We start from the raw sequence: 20146 nt of genomic DNA, 5'->3' as shown, positions 1-20146 counted from the left end.
AAAGCCCGGCCATGAAAATGCGCCGGGCTTTTTTACGGACGATGATTATTCAGTGAAAGGGATCACCAGTTCACCCGGTTTCACTTCAATGCCTTTCGCCAGTTTCTTCGCCATCGCTTCACCTTTACTGCGATCGCCGTTCAGCACGTAGGCCGGACGCTGATCAAAATAGGTTTTCAGCGAATTGTTCAGGTACGGCATCAGCCCTTTCATCACGCTGTCCATTTTTTCCGGCTTGATGGTGTAATCCACCACCTGCATATCTTTCAGGAAAATGGCGCTTTTCTCGCGATCGAACGAAGGATTAGCCTTGAGGGTCAGATGCATATCCGCTTTCTGGGGACCGAACAGTGAGGAAATATCCACACTGGCGTCACCGGTCAGGGTCACGACGCCCGGCTCAGCGCGGCCAATCTGGCTGCTGAGATGAGTCAGAACAATTTTCGCATCCACAAGCCCAGGTACACCGAGTTGCTTCACGAAATTATTGTTCTTTTGCAGGTAATCATTCACCTGTTGCTCGCTGATGGTGTACTGCGTGAGCTGGTTACACCCGGTCAGCACAGTGGCGCACAGCAAAAATGCGGCACCGAGAATTCGTTTTGTCATTCTTCCCTCATTACATGAACACTTTATTTGTCAGCATGACCGTAATACGGCATGGCTCCAATCAGACAACGCTGATTAGCCTAAGTGCTGAGGGCGCAGTTGGAAAGTAAAAATAAGCCGGAGAACGATCTCCGGCTCAATGACGGGTTAGCTTGCGAGGCGGGTGAGCAAATTAACCTGCGTCTGTTTCGCCATATTGTCGCGGTAGGCTTGCACGCGGGAGGGCCATTCAACACCCTGAACAATGGACAGAGAACGCAGCACCGGCCACAGGTGAATGTCATCCTCAGAAAGCTCACCGTTCACGGCGTTCGGTTCGACGATCAGTTTGTCGAGGGCGCGTAAATCCTGGCTGACCTTCTTGATCAATCCGTCAGAGTGCTTCAGATGCTCCTGAAAATCTCCGCTGGCGGCCTGCTTTTTATCGGAAAAATATTTACGCGCTTCGGGGGTGGAAAACTCTTCCAGTGGCGCGGTGGCAAAGCGGGGCAGGAACAGACGGCCAGTGTATTCGGAAACGTGGCGCAGCCAGGTGGCAATGGCCGCATTCGTCGGGCCGGTCAGCAGCGGTTTTCCGTCACTTTTATCGATGTAATTCACGATATCCATGCTCTCTGGCATGAAACTGCCGTCCTGTTTTTGCAGAATAGGCACCATCTTCTTGCCCACCATCGAAATCGGCGTCTGCTCGTCGTCATTCAGCAACACTTTGAGTTCAACGGGAATGTTCTTCAAACCGAAAATCATGCGTGCTTTTACGCAGAAAGGGCAATGTTCGTAAACGTAAAGTTTCATATTTCATGGCTCCTGTTTTCGCCGGCGGTGACCTGTAGGGTGCGTGGAAAATGCCGGATGTAGGTTCGGATTTTATCTAACTATAAGATTCAGTATGGGTAATTAAGGCGGGGAGATCAAACCGCGCTCCGGGAAGCGCGGTGTAAAGCACAAACATTAGCCGCCGCTGAGCATGGCTGGCTCAATGCGTCGCAGGTTGAATTGCCAGTACAGGCCAGTGAGGGTGATAAAGCCCACGATACCGAGTAAAAACCACGGTAATTCAGGCAGTTCGAGGGCGCGCCCGGTGTCGTACATCCAGCCACCGCCGGTATAACCGATGACGCCGCCCAGCGCCAGCCCAAGGCGGCTGAAGCCCATGTAACTGCCGCGTGCACGTGAATCGGCCAGCGACGCGCTGAGGGTTTCACGCGCCGGTTCAGCAATGATCGAGCCGATATAGAAAAAGCCGATGAGCAGCAGCAGCGGATTGATTGAGGTGACCAGCCCGACTGGCAGCAGGCTCAGCGTCATGATCAGCAGGCCAAACATCAGGCGTTGTTCGAGGCGGAACCTTTTCTCGCTCCAGCGCGCAATCGGGTAGAGCAGGGTCAGGGACAGCACGGCTTCAATGGCGTACATCCATTTCACGGCGGCCGGGCTGCCCGCCACGTCATTAACCGCGATCGGCAGCATCAGCATCACCTGCACGGTCAGCATGTAATAACCGGTCAGCGTCAGCACGTAGGACAGAAAACGCCGGTCGCGCAGCACGCGCATCATGCCTTCACGCATCGGGGTGCGCATGGTGGAAATGCGGTAAGCCGGCAGCAGCCAGGCATTACAGGCAGCGGCCAGACAGAAGATGGCCGCACCGGCCCAGCAGACATAATGGAAATCATATTGCAGCAGCCAGCTGCCGATCAGCGCGCCGATCACCGCACCGGCGCTGTCCTGCATCATCATCAGCGAGAAAAAGCGGCTGCGCTCATGCGGGCGGGTGAGTTTGATGACCAGTGCCGTGCGGGGTGGATCAAACAGAGTGCCGCCCAGGCCGGAAAGAATGCAGGAGACGATCAATATCCACGGCTGGTCGGCCATCGCCATGGTGGCGAAACCGGCGGCGCGTAACAACATGCCTGTGATGATCATCGGCTTGGCACCGAAACGGTCAGCAATGGCACCGCCGAATATCCCTAATCCCTGTTGCGTTAACTGCCGGACACCCAGCGCAAGACCTACGATCATCGCGGCCCATCCCAGTTGATCGACAAATCGGATCGAGATCAACGGAAACACCACGAAAAAGCCTAAAATAACCAGCGCGTTGTCTAATAACAGAAAATACTTACCCAAGCTCCGAGCTTGTGATACCAGAGACATGCTTCACCATGAGCGATTATTTGTATCCTGTCCGGCAGATACAGAAAGGAGAAAAGACCGTTCCAGTCTGAACCGGAAACAGGCATTTAGATAGGGCGCTATAGATAATATTTTTTTATCGTCAAGCCGCGTTCTGACTGGCAGAATTAGGCATGTTTTATGGTTTCCTATAAATTCTATTTATCGACCCATGCGGGATGTGGAGGGAAGGGATGTTTGGCTATAAATCTGCCGCGCCTAAGGTGCGGCTTACCACTGACCGGATGGTTCTGCGCCTGGTGCACGATCGTGATGCGCACCGGCTTGCGGAATACTATGCGGAGAACCGGGCGTTTCTCAAACCCTGGGAACCGGTCAGAGACGAAAGTCATTGTTATCCCTCCGGGTGGCAGGCTCGTCTGAGCCTGATTACCGAAATGCAGAAACAGGGCAGTGCGTACTATTTTATTTTGCTCGATCCTGACGAAAATCGCGTGATGGGCGTGGCGAATTTCAGCAACGTATTACGCGGCTCATTTCACGCCTGTTTTCTTGGTTATTCGCTGGGGCAGGAATGGCAGGGGCAGGGACTGATGCAGGAGGCATTGCAGTCGCTGATCCGTTATATGCAACGTCAGCAAAAAATGCACCGTATTATGGCGAACTATATGCCGCACAATAAACGCAGCGGTCAGTTGCTCGAGCGTCTTGGTTTCGAGCGCGAAGGCTATGCCAGCGACTATTTGCTGATCGACGGTAAATGGCAGGATCACGTACTGACTGCCCTGACCTGGCGAGAATGGACACCCCCGTCCCGATAAGGAAGCAAGATGAAACATGAACTCAGTGCCCGGGAGGCCCGCGTGGTGGGCTGTTTGCTGGAAAAACAGCTGACGACGCCAGAACAATATCCGATGACCCTCAACGGATTAACCACGGCCTGCAACCAGAAGACCAACCGTGAACCGGTGATGGAGCTTAGCGAAAGCGACGTTCAGCAAACGCTGGATTTGCTGCTGAGAAAGCACATTATCCGCACCCTGAGCGGTTCGCGCACCATGAAATACGAGCATCGTTTCTGTAACTCCGAATTTGGCAATCTGAAGTTTTCCCCGCAGGAAGTGGCCGTGGTCACTACGCTGTTGCTGCGCGGCGCACAAACGCCGGGTGAACTGCGTACGCGCACCAATCGTCTGCATGATTTTTCTGACGTTGCCGAAGTTGAACAAACGCTGACAGAACTGACCCACCGCGAAGATGGCCCGTTCTGCGTGCGTCTGGCGCGTGAACCGGGTAAACGTGAAAGCCGTTATATGCATTTGTTCAGCGGCGAAGTCACCAATGTCGCCACCGCTGCTGAAGAACCTCTGTTCAGCGCCGCACCGGAAAGCGCTGATCTGGCTGCGCGTGTGGAAACCCTTGAAGCGGAAGTGGCAGAACTGAAGCAGCGTCTGGACAATGTGTTGCAACATCTGGCCGATTAACAGGAGCGGGTTGTGAGTAAATTGCGTATTGGAGTTATCGGTCTGGGCGGCATCGCGCAAAAAGCGTATCTGCCCGTACTGAGCCATGCAGAAAAGTGGACGCTGGTGGGGGGCTTTTCTCCTAATCAGCAAAAAGCTCAGGCCATTTGCGACAGTTACCGCATGGCCTGTTTCTCCCGCATCGATGAACTGGCCAGCCAGTGTGACGCGGTGTTTGTTCACAGCAGCACGGCCAGCCATTTCGATGTCGTCGGGCAATTGCTGGCGCAGGGCGTGCATGTATACGTCGATAAACCGCTGGCAGCGGAACTGTCGCAGGCTGAGCAGTTGGTTGAGCGGGCGCATAAAGCGGGTAAAACATTAATGGTGGGCTTTAACCGCCGCTATGCGCCGTTGTATCGCCAGCTGAAACAACAGATGGGCGAACCGGCTTCCGTGCGCATGGATAAACATCGTACCGACAGCGTCGGGCCAAACGATCTGCGTTTCACTTTACTGGATGATTATCTGCATGTGGTTGATACCGCGCTGTGGCTGGCGGGCGGCAATGCCAGTCTGGAAAGCGGGCTGATTCAGGTGAATGAATCCAACCAGATGCTTTACGGCGAACACCATTTCCTGTGCGGTGAAACGCTGGTGACGACCTCAATGCACCGCCGCGCGGGTACTTCGCGTGAAAGCGTGCAGGCCGTGACCGACGGGGCTTTCTATCAGCTTGACGATATGCGGCTCTGGCGCGAAGAACAGCAAGATGTTCTGACGCAGCCACCGGTGCCGGGCTGGCAAAGCACGCTGACGCAGCGCGGATTCGTCGGGGCGATTGAACACTTTGTGGATTGCGTGACCAATCAGACCGCACCGGAAACCAGCGGCGAACAGGCGATTTATGCCCAGACCTTCATTGAGAAATTGCTGGAAAACTGACGCGTCGCGATAAAACGGCACCGGCTCAGATGGTTACAATATATAACAACTGCCGGTGGCTATTGCAGGGCGGATGCGTAGACTATGCGCATCTTCGAGACAGGCGGGTGGTTTTTGATGATTAACGCGTTGATTTACAAGTCCCACCGGCAATTAAGAAAAATGACATGAACCTACTTAAATCTCTGGCAGCCGTCAGTTCCATGACGATGTTTTCACGTGTATTGGGCTTTGCGCGCGACGCCATCGTGGCACGCGTTTTTGGTGCCGGCATGGTCACCGACGCCTTCTTTGTGGCGTTTAAACTCCCCAATCTGCTGCGCCGAATCTTTGCCGAAGGCGCATTCTCTCAGGCTTTTGTCCCGATCCTGGCTGAGTATAAAACCCAGCAGGGCGAAGAGGCGACCAGGACGTTTATCGCCTATGTCTCCGGTTTGCTGACGCTGGTACTGGCGGTGGTAACGATACTGGGGATGTTTGCCGCACCGTGGGTGATTTACATCACCGCGCCCGGTTTTGTTGATTCGCCGGATAAATTTGCGCTGACCAGCTCGCTGTTACGCATTACGTTCCCTTATATCCTGTTGATTTCTCTGGCCTCACTGGCGGGGGCGATCCTAAATACCTGGAACCGCTTTTCGATTCCGGCGTTTGCGCCGACGTTCCTCAACGTCAGCATGATCGGTTTTGCTTTGTTTGCCGCCCCGTACTTTCATCCTCCCGTGCTGGCGCTGGCCTGGGCGGTCGTCGCCGGTGGTGTGCTGCAACTGGGTTACCAGCTGCCGCACCTCAAGAAAATTGGCATGCTGGTACTTCCGCGCCTGAACCTGAAAGATGCAGGCGTCTGGCGCGTAATGCGCCAGATGGGACCGGCGATTCTGGGCGTTTCCGTGAGCCAGATTTCACTGATCATAAACACCATTTTTGCCTCATTTCTGGTTTCAGGTTCAGTTTCGTGGATGTACTACGCCGATCGCCTGATGGAGTTCCCGTCCGGTGTACTGGGCGTGGCGCTGGGCACTATCCTGCTGCCTTCGCTGGCACGCAGTTTCTCCAGCGGTAATCATGCCGAATATAACCGCCTGATGGACTGGGGCCTGCGTCTGTGTTTCCTGCTGGCGTTACCGAGCTCTGTGGCGCTGGGCATTCTGGCGAAACCGCTGACCGTTGCGCTGTTCCAGTACGGTAAATTCAGCGCGTTTGATGCATCGATGACTCAACGTGCGCTGGTCGCCTACTCCGTCGGGCTGATGGGTTTAATCGTGGTAAAAGTGCTGGCACCGGGTTTCTATTCCCGTCAGGACATCAAAACGCCGGTGAAAATCGCCATGTTTACCTTGCTGATGACGCAGGTGATGAACCTGGCGTTTATCGGCCCGCTGAAACACGCAGGGCTTTCGCTGTCGATTGGTCTGGCCGCCTGCCTGAATGCCTCACTGCTTTACTGGCAATTGCGTAAGCAGGATATTTTCCAACCGCAACCGGGCTGGAAAGTCTTCCTGATTAAGCTGTTTGTGGCGGTGCTTGCGATGTCCGCTGCACTTATCGGCATGATGTGGCTGATGCCAGCCTGGGACGTGGGCGGAATGGCTTATCGCCTGGTGCGACTTGCGGCAGTGGTTGCTGCGGGTGTGGTGGCGTATTTCGCCGTACTCGGCCTGCTGGGTTTCCGGGTGAAGGAATTTGCGCGACGTCTGGATTGATTCCACGGATGACAGAAACAGAAAAGGGCGCCTGAGCGCCCTTTTTTAATCTCACAAAACCGCGAATTACATACGTTCTACGGTTTCGATACCCAGTGTATCCAGACCGGTTTTCAGCGTGCGCTGTGTCAGCAGTGCCAGCTTCAGGCGGCTGTTGCGGCTGGTTTCATCTTCTGCGTTAAGGATCGGGCAATGTTCGTAGAAGCTGGAGAACAGGCCGGCCACATCGTACAGGTAGGCGCACATGGTATGCGGCGTACCTTCGCGGGCAACAACGGTCAGCACTTCTTCGAACTGCAACAGGCGGGTGGCCAGCGCCGCTTCGCGTTCTTCGCGCAGCACAACCGGCTGTGTCAGGCTGTTCACGTCGATGTCAGCACGTTTAAAGATGGACGCTACGCGGGTATATGCATATTGCATATAAGGCGCGGTGTTACCCTCGAACGCCAGCATGTTATCCCAGTCGAAGATGTAGTCAGTGGTACGACTTTTCGATAAATCTGCGTATTTGATCGCGCCGATACCGACAGCGTTAACCAGCTTATCCAGCTCTTCTGCGTCTTTCAGTTCCGGGTTTTTCTCGGTAATAAGCTTACGTGCGCGATCGATCGCTTCATCCAGCAGATCGGACAGTTTCACCGTGCCGCCTGAACGGGTTTTGAACGGTTTGCCGTCTTTACCCAGCATCATGCCGAACATATGGTGTTCGAGTGCGACGGAATCCGGGACGTAACCGGCTTTGCGCGCGATAGTCCATGCCTGCATAAGGTGCTGATGCTGACGGGAGTCGATGTAATACAGAACGCGATCGGCGCCCAACGTTTCGTAGCGGTACTTGGCACAGGCGATATCCGTGGTGGTGTAAAGGTAGCCGCCATCTTTTTTACGGATGATGACCCCCATTGGATCGCCTTCTTTATTCTTATACTCATCAAGATAGACAACCACAGCGCCTTCACTGTCCACGGCCAGACCTTTGGCCTGCAGATCAGAAACAATGCCTGGCAGCATGCTGTTATACAGGCTTTCACCCATGACATCGTCCTGAGTCAGAGTGACGTTAAGACGATTGTAGGTCAGCTGGTTTTGCTTCATGGTCACATCGACCAGCTTGCGCCACATCTGCAGGCAGTAGTCGTCGCCGCCCTGCAGTTTCACTACGTAGCCGCGCGCACGCTCGGCAAAGGCTTCGTCTTCGTCGTAGTTTTTCTTTGCCGCGCGGTAGAATTCTTCGAGGTCAGCCAGGTTCATGTCACCGGCATTTTCGTTTTGCACTTTCTCAAGGTAAGCAATCAGCATGCCGAACTGGGTGCCCCAGTCGCCAACGTGGTTAGCGCGGATCACTTTGTGGCCGAGGAATTCGTTGGTACGCACCGCCGCATCACCAATGATGGTGGAGCGGATGTGGCCAACGTGCATCTCTTTCGCCACGTTAGGGGCGGAGTAGTCGATGACGATAGTCTGCGGTTCCACCGGCGCGACGCCCAGTTTGGCGTCAGTCAGCGCGCTGTCGACGTGCGCACCGACAAAGGCTGGATCGAGGAAAATGTTGATGAAACCCGGCCCGGCGATTTCAACTTTATTGGCGATGCCGCTCAGATCCAACAGTTCAACCACTTTCTCTGCCAGTTGTCGCGGTGGCATGCCGAGTTTTTTTGCCACTGACATAACACCGTTAGCCTGATAGTCACCAAACTGGGCTTTGGCGGACTGACGGACTTGCGCTTCGCTGTCGGCAGATGCACCTGCTGCGATCAGCGCCTGGCTGACTTTTTCTGAAAGAAGTGACTGTATATTCACCGGATTACCTTATGTTTTGATTAACTGCCCGTTCTGTTTCGGATGAACCGAAAATGATGCGTGTTTATATCATATCAGGCCTGTGGAGTCAGTATTGGCGCACGTCTGTGGCGCAGTAAAGCGTGATTCTGCGGCGTGTCTCTGGCAACCGGATGAAAGCCTGTGTAAATTACCCGACCCTGAAGATTCGCAAACTGAAAAGAGTTAGGATGCCTGCCATGAAACATGTGCCTGAATTACAGGATTTAGCCGATGATTTACCGCGTTTTGTCAGCGTGTTAACAGCATTTGCGGCGAAGTTGCAGATCAATCTGGCAGATTTTCACGCCGATCACATTTCCGTGCGCTGTCATCAAAACACGACGGCCGACCGCTGGCGTGCCGGGCTGGCCCGCTGCGGCACACTGCTTAACGAGACAGAGATTAACGGGCGTCCTATCTGCCTGTTTACGCTGGATGAGCCCCTCACAGTCGGGCCGCTGCACATCGATCTGGTTGAATTACCTTACCCTGGCGAGAAGCGGTATCCGCATGAAGGCTGGGAACACATTGAGATTGTATTGCCGGGCGACGAAGAAGGGTTGTATACGCGTGCGCTGGCGCTGATTGCCGACGATGCCCTGATAATGCCGGGCATCAAGCTCAAACAAAGCGCCCCAAAAGGTGAACATGAGCGGCTGGCCAACCCGACGCTGGCGATCACCGACGGGTCTGTGACGATCAAATTTCACCCGCACAGCCTGCGCGAGATTGTCGCCAGCGAAAGGGAAGTGGATTAACGCGTCAGCTCTTGCAGGGCGGCATCCATCCGGTCCAGTGCCTTCTCAAGTAAAGCGCGCTGGCAGGCAAAGTTGATGCGAACGAAAGAAGGGGCACCAAATTCTGCCCCTGACGTAAAGCCCACGCCTGCGTCAACAAAGAAGCGGTAAGGGTCGGCCACCGGCAAGGCGCTTGCGTCTATCCAGCCGAGGTAGGTGCCTTCCGGTGCCAGCATGGTTAAGCCAGGCATGGCGTTGATGCGGGTTGTCGCAAGCGTACGATTAGCGCGTAAATAATCGAGTTGCGCCTCAAGCCACGCATCTCCGTCACGATAGGCAGCGGTTGCCGCGATGAAGGCCAGAATGTTGACGTGAGGAACGATGCCTTTGCTGGTTTCAAGGAATTTACGGCGTAATTCAGTATTCGGGATGATCGCCATTGAGGCGCCCAGCCCGGCAAGATTAAAGGTTTTTGACGGCGCAAGCAGCGTAATTGAACGTTGCGCGGCATCGTCATTTAGCGAGGCAAACGGAATGTGCTGAAGACCGGATTCGAGGATCAGGTCGCAGTGTATTTCGTCGGAGCACACCACGAGATCGTGCCGTTTTGCGAACGCCTGCTGCTCCAGCAATTCTTCACGGCGATACACCGTGCCGCCCGGATTGTAGGGATTGCACAGCATCAACAGTTTTTCGCTGCCATCAAGCTGGCTTTCAACTGCGGCGAAGTCCGCCACCCAGCGTTGATGTTGCTGGATGACCGGTACGGCTTTGTAACCGCGGCCTTCTGACTGTGCGGCCTGTATAAATGGCGGATATATCGGCATGGGTAACAGGCTGGTTTGATGCTGAGTGACGTTAGCGCGTACCGCGACGTTCAGACCACAAACAAGGCCCGGCAGCCAGACAATCCACTCAGGTTTAATGTGCCAGTTGTGGCGCTCGCGCATGCGATGAACCACGAGTTCAGTCAGTTCAGGTGGCGTAAAACCGTACCCAAAAACGCCCTCGGCGACGCGTTGTTGTAATTCGGTGATCACCTGAGGCGGAGCGGTAAAATCGGAATCTGCTACCCAAAGCGGAATGACATCCTGATTATTGTATTTATGCCACTTAAGGCTATCGCTGTGACTGCGGTCTACCCATAAATCAAAATTGAGTGTCATAGTTAGTTTTCCTAAATAAGCAGTAAGCAATTGGGCGGGGATGCTCATCTGTAAGAGCCTACGCGACATGGTCGGTTACAAACAAGTGTTGTAGCATAATGCCGTTTTCAGGAGAGGTCACATGACTAAGTTAGAAGTGTGTTGTTACAGCGTAGATTGTGCGTTAACGGCAGAGCAGGCCGGTGCAGATCGCGTCGAGTTGTGCGCGAGCCAGGCTGACGGGGGAATCACCCCGAGCTACGGTACCCTCAAACTGGCGAGGGAAAAAGTGACTATCCCGGTGCATCCGATTGTTCGGCCACGGGGTGGTGACTTTTGCTATAGCCAGAGTGAATTCGACGTGCTGAAAAGTGACGTTGCCTGTATGCGTGATATGGGTTTCCCCGGCATTGTGGTCGGGATGCTGGATGCGGAAGGGCATATCGATATGCCGCGCATGTGGGAAGTGATGGCGCTGTGCTCAGATATGGCGGTCACGTTCCACCGAGCCTTCGATATGTGCCTCAATCCGAAGGTCGCGCTCGAGCAGTTGACTCAGTTAGGGGTGGCGCGCATTCTGACTTCTGGCCAGCAACAGAATGCCGAAGTCGGATTGCCGATACTTCGGGAACTGAATCAGCTAACGCGTGGTCCTATCATTATGGCAGGCGCAGGTGTGCGTCTGACCAATTTGCAAAAGTTCGTGGATATCGGGCTGACAGAATTGCACAGTTCGGCGGGGCGTCAGGTGAAATCAGCCATGCGCTACCGTAAAGCCGGTGTCACCATGAGTTCTGACACAGATTTTGATGAATTCAGTCGTTATTGCGTGGATGGCGATATTGTTGCCGCAATGAAAAGCACATTGCAGTTCGACGATGAAATATCCCGGTCCGCGTGATCGACGCAAGGTTTAAACAGATTTAATTGGGTCTTACGACCCTTATTGCGTCGCCCTGCGCAAGTACCAGGCCCCGTCGTTTTGGCGGGGCTTTTTTTGTGCGCGGATTATGGCAACGAGGCAGTCCTGCTGCCGTGCTTTCAGCCCCAGGTCAGCAGCGCCACGCCAAACATGCCAGCTTTGACGACCAGACACATAATGAAAATGCCAAAAACGATAAAGGCTCTGTCTAACAGGAAGCGGATTTTTCTGCGCATGACGTTCTCCGCGAAGCGGGGGGCATCGCGATCAGATGAAGGAGTTTGGACGATTTTATACACGAAACGGCATCCATCAATCCATTAATAAAGCGCAAAAAGCAGAAGCTTTACAAAGGCCTGTAACACAGCACGCGTTAACCTAAGATAAAAGCGATAAACCCGGCGGGTTTATCGCCAGTGACGGGGGATTATTTGCAGGCAGGTTACTTTTCGTAGAAATTTTTAATCCGGATTGCGACGTCAATATTGGCCCACTGCAGCTCATTTTCCTGGTGCAGGCTGCTGGTTCCATCCCCCCACGTGACGTAGTACGACACCACTCCCTTTGCCGATTCAAAAGTATTCATGACGGAACCTTTGATGTCTCCGGATCTGTGTTTAACGATACTGCCATTAGGGAACTTCATATTTCCTCCCAACACGTAAACGACGATCTCTGTCAGAACAAACGGATAGCCAACCCTAAAAGGTTAGCCCTTTTTTACTTAAGTTGTTGCTGATGGTGTTACAGAACGTGTAGGAAAGTGTCGACATTAAAACTCCCGCCGGGCGACGGGAGGGAAGGGCAGGCGTTATGGTTTGCGGGCGATAAGCAGGGCGCGGCGCGGTGCCGGATAGCCTTCAATGGTTTTGGTCGGATCGTTCGGGTCAAGAAACTCGGCCAGTGACTCACTGGTCATCCAGTCGGTTCGGCGCTGTTCTTCGACGGTGGTGACGCTGACGTCGGCAATGCGCACATCAACAAAACCGCATTTCACCAGCCAGTCCTTTAACGCATCCGCGGAAGGAATGAAGTAGATATTGCCCATTTGCGCATAACGGTCGCCTGGCACCAGCACCTGCTGGCTGTCGCCTTCGACCACCAGGGTTTCCAGCACCAGTTCGCCGCCGCTGACCAGCTGGTTTTTTAACTGGTAAAGGTGATCCAACGGCGAGCGACGGTGATACAGCACACCCATTGAAAAAACGGTGTCAAAAGCGTTGAGTTCAGGCAGTTGTTCAATGCCCAGCGGCAATAAGTGTGCACGCTGGTCGCCACCGAGCAATTTACGCACCGCTTCGAACTGGCACAGGAACAACTGCATCGGGTCAATACCGACCGCCAGATGTGCGCCTGCGCCAATCATGCGCCACATGTGATAACCGCTGCCGCAGCCGACATCCAGAATGGTTCGTCCGGTCAGGGGGGAAATATGCGGCAGAACGCGATCCCATTTCCAGTCAGAACGCCATTCGGTATTGATTTCAACGTCATACAATGAGAACGGGCCTTTGCGCCATGGCATCATATTGCGCAGCAGGTTTTCAATGCCTTCGCGCTGACCGGCCGGTAAAGGCACTTCCATGTTAGCGCTGACGCTGTGCAGCAAATCCAGACGTTCTGGCTTGATCAGCGGCAGGCGATCGACGGAGTTGAACCACAGTTTGAACTTGCCGTGCAGCGACTCTTTTTGCCAGGCGGTCAGCTGGGAGGGCAGGGTATTGAGCCACGGACTTAACGGCCCTTTGGCGATAACGCGGTAAAAATCACCAAAATCGATCATTGTGCTTCTCCGGCTTTCAGCGCAATCAGTGAGCCGAAGTTAAAGCACTGGAACCAGACTTCCGTGTGCTGGAAACCGGCCTGACGCAGGCGGGTTTTATGTGTTTCGACAGAGTCGGTCAGCATCACGTTCTCGAGCATGCTGCGTTTCTGGCTGATTTCAAGTTCACTGTAGCCGTTCGCACGTTTGAAATCGTGATGCATATTGAACAGTAACTCGCCCACATCTTTATCTTCAAAGCTGAATTTTTCGGACAGCACCAGCGCCGCTCCCGGACGCATTCCCTCAAACACCTGATTGAGCAGGCGTTGACGATCGTCAGGTTCGAGGAATTGCAGTGTGAAGTTAAGCACCACCATCGAGGCATTTTTCAGCTCGATATTCAAAATATCCGATTCAATGACGGTTACCGGCGTCTCGGCGCGGAAAGCATCAATATGTCGGCGGCAGCGCTCTACCATGGCAGGGGAGTTATCGACAGCAATAATTTCGCAGCCCGGCACCTTAATGTTGCGACGCATCGACAGCGTGGCGGCACCCAGCGAACAACCGAGATCGTAGACATTCGTATCAGGCTGAACGAAGCGTTCGGCGAGCATACCAATCATCGAAATGATGTTGGAATATCCCGGTACTGAACGTTGGATCATATCGGGGAAAACTTCGGCCACACGTTCATCAAACGTCCAGTCGCCGAGCTTATCTATTGGTGCAGAAAAAAGCGTATCGTGGTTTGCCATAGTGGTGAGTCAGGCCAGAAAAGAGTGTGGGTAAAAAGTTGAGGGCAGATTTTAGCAGATACTGGCGCAGGCAGATACCTGCGCACCGGTGTTCACTGCAAACTGACGGGAAAAAGATCCAAAATCAGTTGAAGTTGAGGAACTGCGACCACGGCAGGTAAAAAATATTCACCATGACCATCACTACCAGCGAGATATAGGTGGCGGCCATGCCGTTGCGACGCCAGGCAAATTCGCGATTCTTTAGCCCGTAATAATGACATAAACGTCCGACTATCAGTAAAAGGCCGCAGGCGTGGATCATCCAGACGGCAGCACCGTTCATTTCCATAAACAGCAATAACAAACAACCAATCGGCAGATATTCGACGGCGTTACCGTGCACGCGAATGGCCGTTTGCAATTCGTAAGAGCCGCCGTCGCCGGTGGCAATGCGGTATTGGGTACGCAAACGGACAACATCGAAAGAGAGTTTGATCAAAAGTATGGCGGCAAGCACGACATATAACGCGCTAATCATGATGACTTCCTTGGTTATTCCAGGTAATCCGGCGGAGCCATTTTCTTCTCCGCTGCGCGGCTATGATAGCGGTCTGACTAAATACTGTCGTCATGAAAAAGAGAATTTTCTTAGAACAACGTGTCCTGCAAAGGCCAGTCGGGTTCCGGCGACACCGAAGGCATTTGCTGGCGCAGTTGCTGCCACAGGCTTCTTGCCTGCTGGGGAGCGTCGGTGCAATCCGGCGTGTGGATGAATAAATAGGGCGAAAGCCCTTGTGCGTCCCACGCCTGAAGTTTGGTTATCCACTGCGCAAACAAAGGCCGGTTATCTTCCAGCACGTCACCGCCAATAAAACGCACCAGCGGGCGCGATGCAGTGGCTACGGCGTGCAGTGGCAACACAGGCTTTTTACGTTTGGCCTCGAGTACCGCTTCTGTCACCGAGGCGGAACTGTGTACCGGACGGCTGTCCAGAATAGCGCGGTTGACGCCCCGCTGGCGTAACCCCTGATTCAGCCTCCGCTCGTCATCGCCTTTCGCAAAAAAATCCGGATGCCGGACCTCGACGCCGTAATCAAATCCGGCGGGCAGCGCATCGAGAAATTGCCATAAACGGTCAAGATGTTGCGGCGCAAAGGTTGCGGGCAGCTGAAGCCATAACTGGCCGATGCGTTCGCCGAGCGGCCCGAGCGTGCGGTAAAACGTATCGACATCTTCCTGGCAGTTTGCCAGTGCAGCTTTATGGCTGATGGCAGAAGGGAATTTGAAACAGAAACGGAAGGATCCCGGTGTCATGTCGCGCCAGCGCATCACCACTTCCTGCTTTGGCAGGGCATAAAAGGTGGTGTTGCCTTCGACACAGTTGAAATACCGCGCGTAATCAGCCAGATCGCGCAAACCAATCTTTGCCCAGGCGCTGTGATGCCATTGCGGTAAACCAATATACATGCCGAATTCTCCCGATTTTTCCATAACAAAACGCCGCCTCTGCGGGCGGCGTCAGGATAGCAAAATTAATGCGTCAGGGCAGGGTAACGTTACTCCGGCAGAGCGGCAAGCACTTCAGCGGTTGAACGTACGCGGCTGATGCGCGGGAAAATAAACTGTACGCTGGACTGATGATGATCGTTGTTATGCGCGCTGCACGCATCTTCTGCGATGACCAGTTCATAGCCGTGTTCCCAGGCGTTACGCGCGGTGGATTCCACACCGATATTGGTGGAAATACCCGCCAGCACGATGCTTTTAATGCCGCGACGGCGCAGTTGCAGATCCAGATCGGTGCCGTAGAACGCGCCCCACTGACGTTTGATCACCAGCAGATCGCTATCAGCCACGCCCAGTTGCTCCGGGAATTCCCACCAGCTGGCAGGCAGGCCGCCTTCGGGGGCTGCTGCGGGAATGTCCACCGGCTGTTTCAGCGCCTCGTCGAAAGAATCCGACCAGCCCACGCGCACCATGACTACCGGGGCACCCAGTTTACGGAAGCGGTTTGCCAGTTCAGTGGCATTATCCAGCACCTGCTGCGCCGTATGCGGGCCACCCGCGAAAGGTAAAATTCCTTTCTGTAAATCGATCAGTACCAGCGCGGTAGTGTTAGGGTCAAGTTTCATGGCGTTTAGCTCCCGGTTATCTCATTAATAGCGAAAGGAATTATGAACTGCGTGTACAAAGGGGATTGCGCGAGTCTATGCTAACGCGGGGATCGCATTGGGGATAATTTTGTTAAATTATGTGTAGCTTGCAACATGAGTGAATTTCCGCGCCCGCGTTGACGTGTTCGCACTTATCCTGCGAAGGAAATTCCTTTATAATAGCGGCCTTTTTTCGACCCGTATAAAACCTATTCCGCGCGCCGCAGCGTTTTGCGGGCGGGCGACCAGAGTGAATAACCGTTTCTGTACCTGTGCGCCATAAGGCCGGGTAGTGGGATCAAAAGGATACCGTTATGCGTACTGTATATTGTGGAAAACTGAATGCGTCCAATGTGGGCCAGGAAGTGACATTGTGTGGCTGGGTTAACCGTCGACGCGATTTGGGTGGTCTGATTTTCATCGATATGCGTGACCGCGAAGGCATCGTTCAGGTTTTCTTCGACCCCGATCAGGCAGAAGCCTACAAACTGGCGTCTGAACTGCGTAACGAGTTCTGCATTCAGCTTACCGGCACCGTGCGCGCGCGTCCTGAAAGCCAGTTCAACAAAGACATGGCGACCGGTGAAGTGGAAGTGTTTGCCAGCGGCCTGAACATCATCAACCGTTCCGAATCCCTGCCGCTTGACTCCAATCACGTCAACTCCGAAGAAGCGCGCCTGAAATACCGTTATCTGGATCTGCGCCGCCCTGAGATGGCGAACCGCCTGAAAGCGCGTGCAAAAATCACCAGCTTCGTGCGCCGTTTCATGGACAGCCATGATTTCCTCGACATCGAAACCCCGATGCTGACCAAAGCCACGCCGGAAGGTGCGCGTGACTATCTGGTGCCAAGCCGCGTGCACAAAGGCAAATTCTATGCCTTGCCACAGTCTCCTCAGCTGTTCAAACAGCTGCTGATGATGTCCGGCTTTGACCGTTATTATCAGATCGTAAAATGCTTCCGTGATGAAGATTTACGCGCTGACCGTCAGCCAGAATTTACCCAGATTGACGTCGAAACCTCTTTCATGAGCGCAGAACAGGTGCGTGAAGTGATGGAGAAACTGGCGCGCGAGCTGTGGCAGGAAATTAAAGGCGTGGATCTGGGCAACTTCCCGATCATGACCTATGCAGAAGCGATGCGTCGTTTCGGTTCCGACAAACCTGACCTGCGTAACCCGATGGAAATGGTTGACGTTGCGGACCTGATGAAAAATATCGAGTTCAAAGTGTTTGCCGATCCGGCCAACGATCCGAAAGGCCGCGTGGCTGCATTGCGTGTGCCGGGCGGTGCGTCCCTGAGCCGTAAGCAAATCGACGAATACGCAAAATTCATCGAAATCTACGGCGCGAAAGGTCTGGCTTACATCAAAGTGAATGAAGTGGCGAAAGGTCTGGAAGGTATCCAGAGCCCGGTCGCGAAATTCCTGAACGAAGAACTGCTGTCTGCCCTGACTGAACGCACCGGCGCTCAAGACGGCGACATGATCTTCTTCGGCGCAGCCAGCGCGAAAATCGTGACTGACGCTATCGGTGCACTGCGCCTGAAAGTGGGCCGCGACCTGAAAATTACTCAGGACGATGTGTGGGCGCCGCTGTGGGTGATCGACTTCCCGATGTTCGAAGACACCGACGAAGGCGGCCTGAGCGCTATGCACCACCCGTTCACTGCGCCGAAAGACATGACCGCAGAAGAGCTGGCGGCGGATCCGGTTTCCGCGATTGCGAATGCTTACGATATGGTCATCAACGGTTATGAAGTTGGCGGCGGTTCCGTGCGTATTCACCGCAGCGAAATGCAGCAGACCGTGTTCAGCATTCTGGGTATTAACGAACACGAACAGCGTGAGAAATTCGGCTTCCTGCTCGACGCCCTGAAATACGGCACGCCTCCGCACGCGGGTCTGGCATTTGGTCTGGATCGTCTGGTGATGCTGCTGACCGGTACGGACAACATCCGTGACGTGATCGCCTTCCCGAAAACCACGGCAGCGGCCTGTCTGATGACCGAAGCCCCAAGCTTTGCCAATCCGGCTTCCCTGCTGGAACTGGGCATTGCAGTCGTGGCGAAAAAAGAAGTGACGCCAGACACAAATACAGAGAATAACTAATGAGCTATAAGCGTCCTGAGTCGATACTGTGCGTCATCTACGCCAGAAACACCGGCAGGGTGCTGATGCTTCAACGAAAGGATGACCCGAATTTCTGGCAGTCGGTAACCGGCAGCCTGGAGGACGGGGAATCCCCGAATCAAACCACGCAGCGCGAAGTCATGGAAGAGGTCGGAATCGACATCGCAGGTGAAAACCTGACTCTTCAGGACTGCCATCGCTGTGAGGACTTTGAAATATTTGCGCATTTGCGCCATCGCTATGCTCCGGGCGTAACCCGCAACAAAGAACATTGGTTCTGTCTGGCGTTACCCGACGAGCGTGAGGTGCCTCTTACGGAACATCACGCGTACCGGTGGCTCGATAAGCCGGCAGCCGCAGCGCTGACGGTCTCCCCGAGCAACCAGCAGGCGATTGAAGAATTTGTAAACTATTCGGTCTGTTAAGACTTGAGACTTTTTGGAGATTTTTATGGCAGGTCACAGTAAGTGGGCCAACACCAAGCACCGCAAAGCGGCGCAAGATTCTAAACGTGGCAAGATTTTCACCAAAATCATTCGTGAGCTGGTAACGGCAGCAAAACTCGGCGGCGGCGATCCTGCGGCTAACCCGCGTCTGCGTGCGGCTATCGACAAAGCCCTGTCCAATAACATGACCCGTGACACCCTCAACCGTGCCGTGGCGCGTGGCGTGGGCGGTGATGACGACACCAACATGGAAACCATCATTTATGAAGGTTACGGTCCTGGTGGTTCGGCGGTGATGGTTGAATGTCTGAGTGATAACCGCAACCGTACCGTGGCGGAAGTGCGTCATGCTTTCAACAAAACCGGTGGCAATCTGGGGACAGACGGCTCCGTGGCTTACCTGTTCTCCAAAAAAGGTGTGATCACTTTCGCACCGGGTCTGGATGAAGATGTCGTGATGGAAGCCGCGCTGGAAGCGGGCGCAGAAGATATCGTGTCATACGATGACGGTGCTATCGACGTGTTCACTGCCTGGGAAAGTCTGGGCGACGTGAAAGATGCGCTGGAAGCCGCCGGTTTCAAAGCGGATTCCGCCGAAGTCACCATGATCCCATCGACTAAAGCAGACATGGATGCAGACACTGCACCTAAATTGTTGCGCCTGATCGACATGCTGGAAGATTGTGATGATGTTCAGGAGGTTTACCACAACGGTGAAATCTCTGACGAGATCGCAGAAACTCTGTAATCTCAGTGCCGCCGGTGGCTACCACCGGCTGGCTATCCTGTTGTCCCCCGGCAGTTTATACTCTCCCCCAACTTTGCAAAAAAACGACAACACAAGGCGTTGACTGGCTATGGCTATTATTCTGGGGATCGACCCCGGTTCGCGTATCACCGGCTATGGCATTATTCGCCAGACAGGGCGTCAGCTGAGTTATCTCGGCAGCGGTTGTATCCGTACCGTGGTGGACGATATGCCGGGACGACTGAAACTTATTTATGCCGGTGTGTCGGAAATTATCACGCAATTTCAGCCTGATTTTTTTGCTATCGAATCCGTATTTATGGCGAAGAATGCCGACTCTGCTTTAAAGCTCGGTCAGGCGCGCGGAGCCGCCATTGTGGCCGCCGTGAATCAGGATTTGCCGGTGTTTGAATACGCCGCGCGGCAGGTGAAACAGACCGTCGTGGGTACCGGTGCCGCTGAGAAATCGCAGGTTCAGCACATGGTGCGTTCCTTGCTGAAGCTGCCTGCTAATCCGCAGGCCGATGCGGCCGATGCGCTGGCGATTGCCATCACTCACTGTCACATGAGCCAGAACGCCATCCGGCTCAGCACGGACAAATTACAGATGGCACGCGGACGTATGCGATAGACGCCGCAAGTCCCATAGGCTGGATATCCATCCAGCCTTTTTTATGATAT

21 protein-coding genes are annotated in these 20146 nt (G+C 54.1%); 10 read left to right on the top strand and 11 right to left on the bottom strand.

All coding sequences use genetic code 11. The features are described from left to right. Positions 1 to 45: 45 nt before the first annotated feature. The 3 genes from J1779_RS12970 to mdtH form a co-directional block, all read right to left on the bottom strand. On the bottom strand, positions 46 to 609 hold the full coding sequence (locus J1779_RS12970) for a lipoprotein (RefSeq protein ID WP_217203947.1): 564 nt from the start codon (positions 607 to 609) through the stop codon (positions 46 to 48). Positions 610 to 756: 147 nt separating this feature from the next. Next, on the bottom strand, positions 757 to 1404 hold the full coding sequence (gene grxB, locus J1779_RS12965; protein ID WP_056769471.1) for a glutaredoxin 2: 648 nt from the start codon (positions 1402 to 1404) through the stop codon (positions 757 to 759). A gap of 156 nt (positions 1405 to 1560) precedes the next feature. Continuing rightward, positions 1561 to 2766: a multidrug efflux MFS transporter MdtH gene (mdtH, locus tag J1779_RS12960; protein ID WP_217203946.1), complete on the bottom strand. Its 1206-nt coding sequence runs from the start codon at positions 2764 to 2766 to the stop codon at positions 1561 to 1563. A 212-nt stretch (positions 2767 to 2978) separates the two neighbouring features. Between mdtH and rimJ the strand changes: the two genes are divergently transcribed. The 4 genes from rimJ to murJ all read left to right on the top strand — a co-directional run bounded on the left by rimJ (position 2979) and on the right by murJ (position 6856). Next, a complete protein-coding gene (gene rimJ, locus J1779_RS12955) occupies positions 2979 to 3566 on the top strand; it encodes a ribosomal protein S5-alanine N-acetyltransferase (RefSeq protein ID WP_056769474.1) in 588 nt (195 codons plus the stop codon). A 9-nt stretch (positions 3567 to 3575) separates the two neighbouring features. Continuing rightward, the gene (locus J1779_RS12950; RefSeq protein ID WP_217203945.1) at positions 3576 to 4229 is read left to right on the top strand and encodes a YceH family protein; all 654 of its coding nucleotides are present in this window, start codon (positions 3576 to 3578) and stop codon (positions 4227 to 4229) included. A 12-nt stretch (positions 4230 to 4241) separates the two neighbouring features. Further along, positions 4242 to 5153 carry a Gfo/Idh/MocA family protein gene (locus tag J1779_RS12945; protein WP_217203944.1) on the top strand — a complete coding sequence of 304 codons (912 nt, stop codon included), beginning with the start codon at positions 4242 to 4244 and terminating at the stop codon, positions 5151 to 5153. Between the two features lie 167 nt (positions 5154 to 5320). Continuing rightward, positions 5321 to 6856 carry a murein biosynthesis integral membrane protein MurJ gene (gene murJ / locus J1779_RS12940; RefSeq protein ID WP_056769481.1) on the top strand — a complete coding sequence of 512 codons (1536 nt, stop codon included), beginning with the start codon at positions 5321 to 5323 and terminating at the stop codon, positions 6854 to 6856. Positions 6857 to 6922: 66 nt separating this feature from the next. Here murJ and argS read toward each other — a convergent pair whose 3' ends face one another. After that, on the bottom strand, positions 6923 to 8656 hold the full coding sequence (argS, locus tag J1779_RS12935; protein WP_056769482.1) for an arginine--tRNA ligase: 1734 nt from the start codon (positions 8654 to 8656) through the stop codon (positions 6923 to 6925). A 218-nt stretch (positions 8657 to 8874) separates the two neighbouring features. On the opposite strand from argS, the gene J1779_RS12930 reads away from it, so the two are divergent. Then, positions 8875 to 9435: a VOC family protein gene (locus J1779_RS12930; RefSeq protein WP_217203943.1), complete on the top strand. Its 561-nt coding sequence runs from the start codon at positions 8875 to 8877 to the stop codon at positions 9433 to 9435. On the opposite strand, the gene J1779_RS12925 is transcribed toward J1779_RS12930, so the two are convergent. Beyond that, positions 9432 to 10580, bottom strand: a complete 1149-nt coding sequence (locus J1779_RS12925; protein WP_217203942.1) for a MalY/PatB family protein — start codon at positions 10578 to 10580, stop codon at positions 9432 to 9434. The two genes, J1779_RS12930 and J1779_RS12925, sit on opposite strands and share 4 nt — an antisense overlap. 121 nt (positions 10581 to 10701) lie before the next feature. Here J1779_RS12925 and cutC point away from each other — a divergent pair, with 121 nt between their 5' ends. Beyond that, positions 10702 to 11460 (top strand): copper homeostasis protein CutC, encoded by a 759-nt coding sequence (gene cutC / locus J1779_RS12920; RefSeq protein ID WP_217203941.1) that lies wholly within the window; start codon positions 10702 to 10704, stop codon positions 11458 to 11460. A 463-nt stretch (positions 11461 to 11923) separates the two neighbouring features. Here cutC and J1779_RS12915 read toward each other — a convergent pair whose 3' ends face one another. The 6 genes from J1779_RS12915 to J1779_RS12890 form a co-directional block, all read right to left on the bottom strand. Next, positions 11924 to 12067 (bottom strand): hypothetical protein, encoded by a 144-nt coding sequence (locus J1779_RS12915; protein ID WP_390972432.1) that lies wholly within the window; start codon positions 12065 to 12067, stop codon positions 11924 to 11926. 225 nt (positions 12068 to 12292) lie between these two features. Further along, the gene (gene cmoB, locus J1779_RS12910; protein ID WP_056769492.1) at positions 12293 to 13264 is read right to left on the bottom strand and encodes a tRNA 5-methoxyuridine(34)/uridine 5-oxyacetic acid(34) synthase CmoB; all 972 of its coding nucleotides are present in this window, start codon (positions 13262 to 13264) and stop codon (positions 12293 to 12295) included. Further along, a complete protein-coding gene (cmoA, locus tag J1779_RS12905) occupies positions 13261 to 14004 on the bottom strand; it encodes a carboxy-S-adenosyl-L-methionine synthase CmoA (protein WP_056769494.1) in 744 nt (247 codons plus the stop codon). The genes cmoB and cmoA overlap by 4 nt, the downstream gene beginning before the upstream one ends. 124 nt (positions 14005 to 14128) lie before the next feature. After that, positions 14129 to 14524, bottom strand: coding sequence for an MAPEG family protein (locus tag J1779_RS12900; RefSeq protein WP_122094898.1), 396 nt, complete (start codon positions 14522 to 14524; stop codon positions 14129 to 14131). 110 nt (positions 14525 to 14634) lie between these two features. Beyond that, the gene (locus J1779_RS12895) at positions 14635 to 15453 is read right to left on the bottom strand and encodes a DUF72 domain-containing protein (protein WP_217203963.1); all 819 of its coding nucleotides are present in this window, start codon (positions 15451 to 15453) and stop codon (positions 14635 to 14637) included. A gap of 89 nt (positions 15454 to 15542) precedes the next feature. After that, complete coding sequence (locus tag J1779_RS12890; protein WP_217203939.1) at positions 15543 to 16118, bottom strand: hydrolase; 576 nt, start codon at positions 16116 to 16118, stop codon at positions 15543 to 15545. Between the two features lie 335 nt (positions 16119 to 16453). On the opposite strand from J1779_RS12890, the gene aspS reads away from it, so the two are divergent. The 4 genes from aspS to ruvC all read left to right on the top strand — a co-directional run bounded on the left by aspS (position 16454) and on the right by ruvC (position 20096). After that, positions 16454 to 18250, top strand: a complete 1797-nt coding sequence (gene aspS / locus J1779_RS12885; RefSeq protein ID WP_217203938.1) for an aspartate--tRNA ligase — start codon at positions 16454 to 16456, stop codon at positions 18248 to 18250. Further along, a complete protein-coding gene (gene nudB / locus J1779_RS12880) occupies positions 18250 to 18696 on the top strand; it encodes a dihydroneopterin triphosphate diphosphatase (protein WP_056769502.1) in 447 nt (148 codons plus the stop codon). The genes aspS and nudB overlap by 1 nt, the downstream gene beginning before the upstream one ends. A 25-nt stretch (positions 18697 to 18721) precedes the next feature. Beyond that, positions 18722 to 19465: a YebC/PmpR family DNA-binding transcriptional regulator gene (locus J1779_RS12875; RefSeq protein ID WP_056769504.1), complete on the top strand. Its 744-nt coding sequence runs from the start codon at positions 18722 to 18724 to the stop codon at positions 19463 to 19465. Positions 19466 to 19574: 109 nt separating this feature from the next. Further along, complete coding sequence (gene ruvC, locus J1779_RS12870) at positions 19575 to 20096, top strand: crossover junction endodeoxyribonuclease RuvC (RefSeq protein ID WP_056769506.1); 522 nt, start codon at positions 19575 to 19577, stop codon at positions 20094 to 20096. The last annotated feature ends 50 nt before the right edge of the window (positions 20097 to 20146 follow it).

It is taken from the genome of Rahnella rivi, assembly GCF_019049655.1.
Taxonomy (GTDB): Bacteria; Pseudomonadota; Gammaproteobacteria; order Enterobacterales; family Enterobacteriaceae; genus Rahnella; species Rahnella rivi.
The sequence above is the reverse complement of the archived record's forward strand: the minus strand, read 5'-3'. Positions and strand labels throughout refer to the sequence as shown.

Coding starts and splice junctions, on each gene's coding strand:
- ruvC (WP_056769506.1), top strand. CDS start 19,575: ATGGCTATTATTCTGGGGATCGACCCCGGTTCGCGTATCACCGGCTAT.
- murJ (WP_056769481.1), top strand. CDS start 5,321: ATGAACCTACTTAAATCTCTGGCAGCCGTCAGTTCCATGACGATGTTT.
- J1779_RS12890 (WP_217203939.1), bottom strand. CDS start 16,118: ATGAAACTTGACCCTAACACTACCGCGCTGGTACTGATCGATTTACAG.
- cmoB (WP_056769492.1), bottom strand. CDS start 13,264: ATGATCGATTTTGGTGATTTTTACCGCGTTATCGCCAAAGGGCCGTTA.
- J1779_RS12875 (WP_056769504.1), top strand. CDS start 18,722: ATGGCAGGTCACAGTAAGTGGGCCAACACCAAGCACCGCAAAGCGGCG.
- mdtH (WP_217203946.1), bottom strand. CDS start 2,766: ATGTCTCTGGTATCACAAGCTCGGAGCTTGGGTAAGTATTTTCTGTTA.
- J1779_RS12900 (WP_122094898.1), bottom strand. CDS start 14,524: ATGATTAGCGCGTTATATGTCGTGCTTGCCGCCATACTTTTGATCAAA.
- aspS (WP_217203938.1), top strand. CDS start 16,454: ATGCGTACTGTATATTGTGGAAAACTGAATGCGTCCAATGTGGGCCAG.
- J1779_RS12915 (WP_390972432.1), bottom strand. CDS start 12,067: ATGAATACTTTTGAATCGGCAAAGGGAGTGGTGTCGTACTACGTCACG.
- J1779_RS12895 (WP_217203963.1), bottom strand. CDS start 15,453: ATGTATATTGGTTTACCGCAATGGCATCACAGCGCCTGGGCAAAGATT.
- grxB (WP_056769471.1), bottom strand. CDS start 1,404: ATGAAACTTTACGTTTACGAACATTGCCCTTTCTGCGTAAAAGCACGC.
- J1779_RS12925 (WP_217203942.1), bottom strand. CDS start 10,580: ATGACACTCAATTTTGATTTATGGGTAGACCGCAGTCACAGCGATAGC.
- rimJ (WP_056769474.1), top strand. CDS start 2,979: ATGTTTGGCTATAAATCTGCCGCGCCTAAGGTGCGGCTTACCACTGAC.
- J1779_RS12950 (WP_217203945.1), top strand. CDS start 3,576: ATGAAACATGAACTCAGTGCCCGGGAGGCCCGCGTGGTGGGCTGTTTG.
- cmoA (WP_056769494.1), bottom strand. CDS start 14,004: ATGGCAAACCACGATACGCTTTTTTCTGCACCAATAGATAAGCTCGGC.
- cutC (WP_217203941.1), top strand. CDS start 10,702: ATGACTAAGTTAGAAGTGTGTTGTTACAGCGTAGATTGTGCGTTAACG.
- nudB (WP_056769502.1), top strand. CDS start 18,250: ATGAGCTATAAGCGTCCTGAGTCGATACTGTGCGTCATCTACGCCAGA.
- J1779_RS12970 (WP_217203947.1), bottom strand. CDS start 609: ATGACAAAACGAATTCTCGGTGCCGCATTTTTGCTGTGCGCCACTGTG.
- J1779_RS12930 (WP_217203943.1), top strand. CDS start 8,875: ATGAAACATGTGCCTGAATTACAGGATTTAGCCGATGATTTACCGCGT.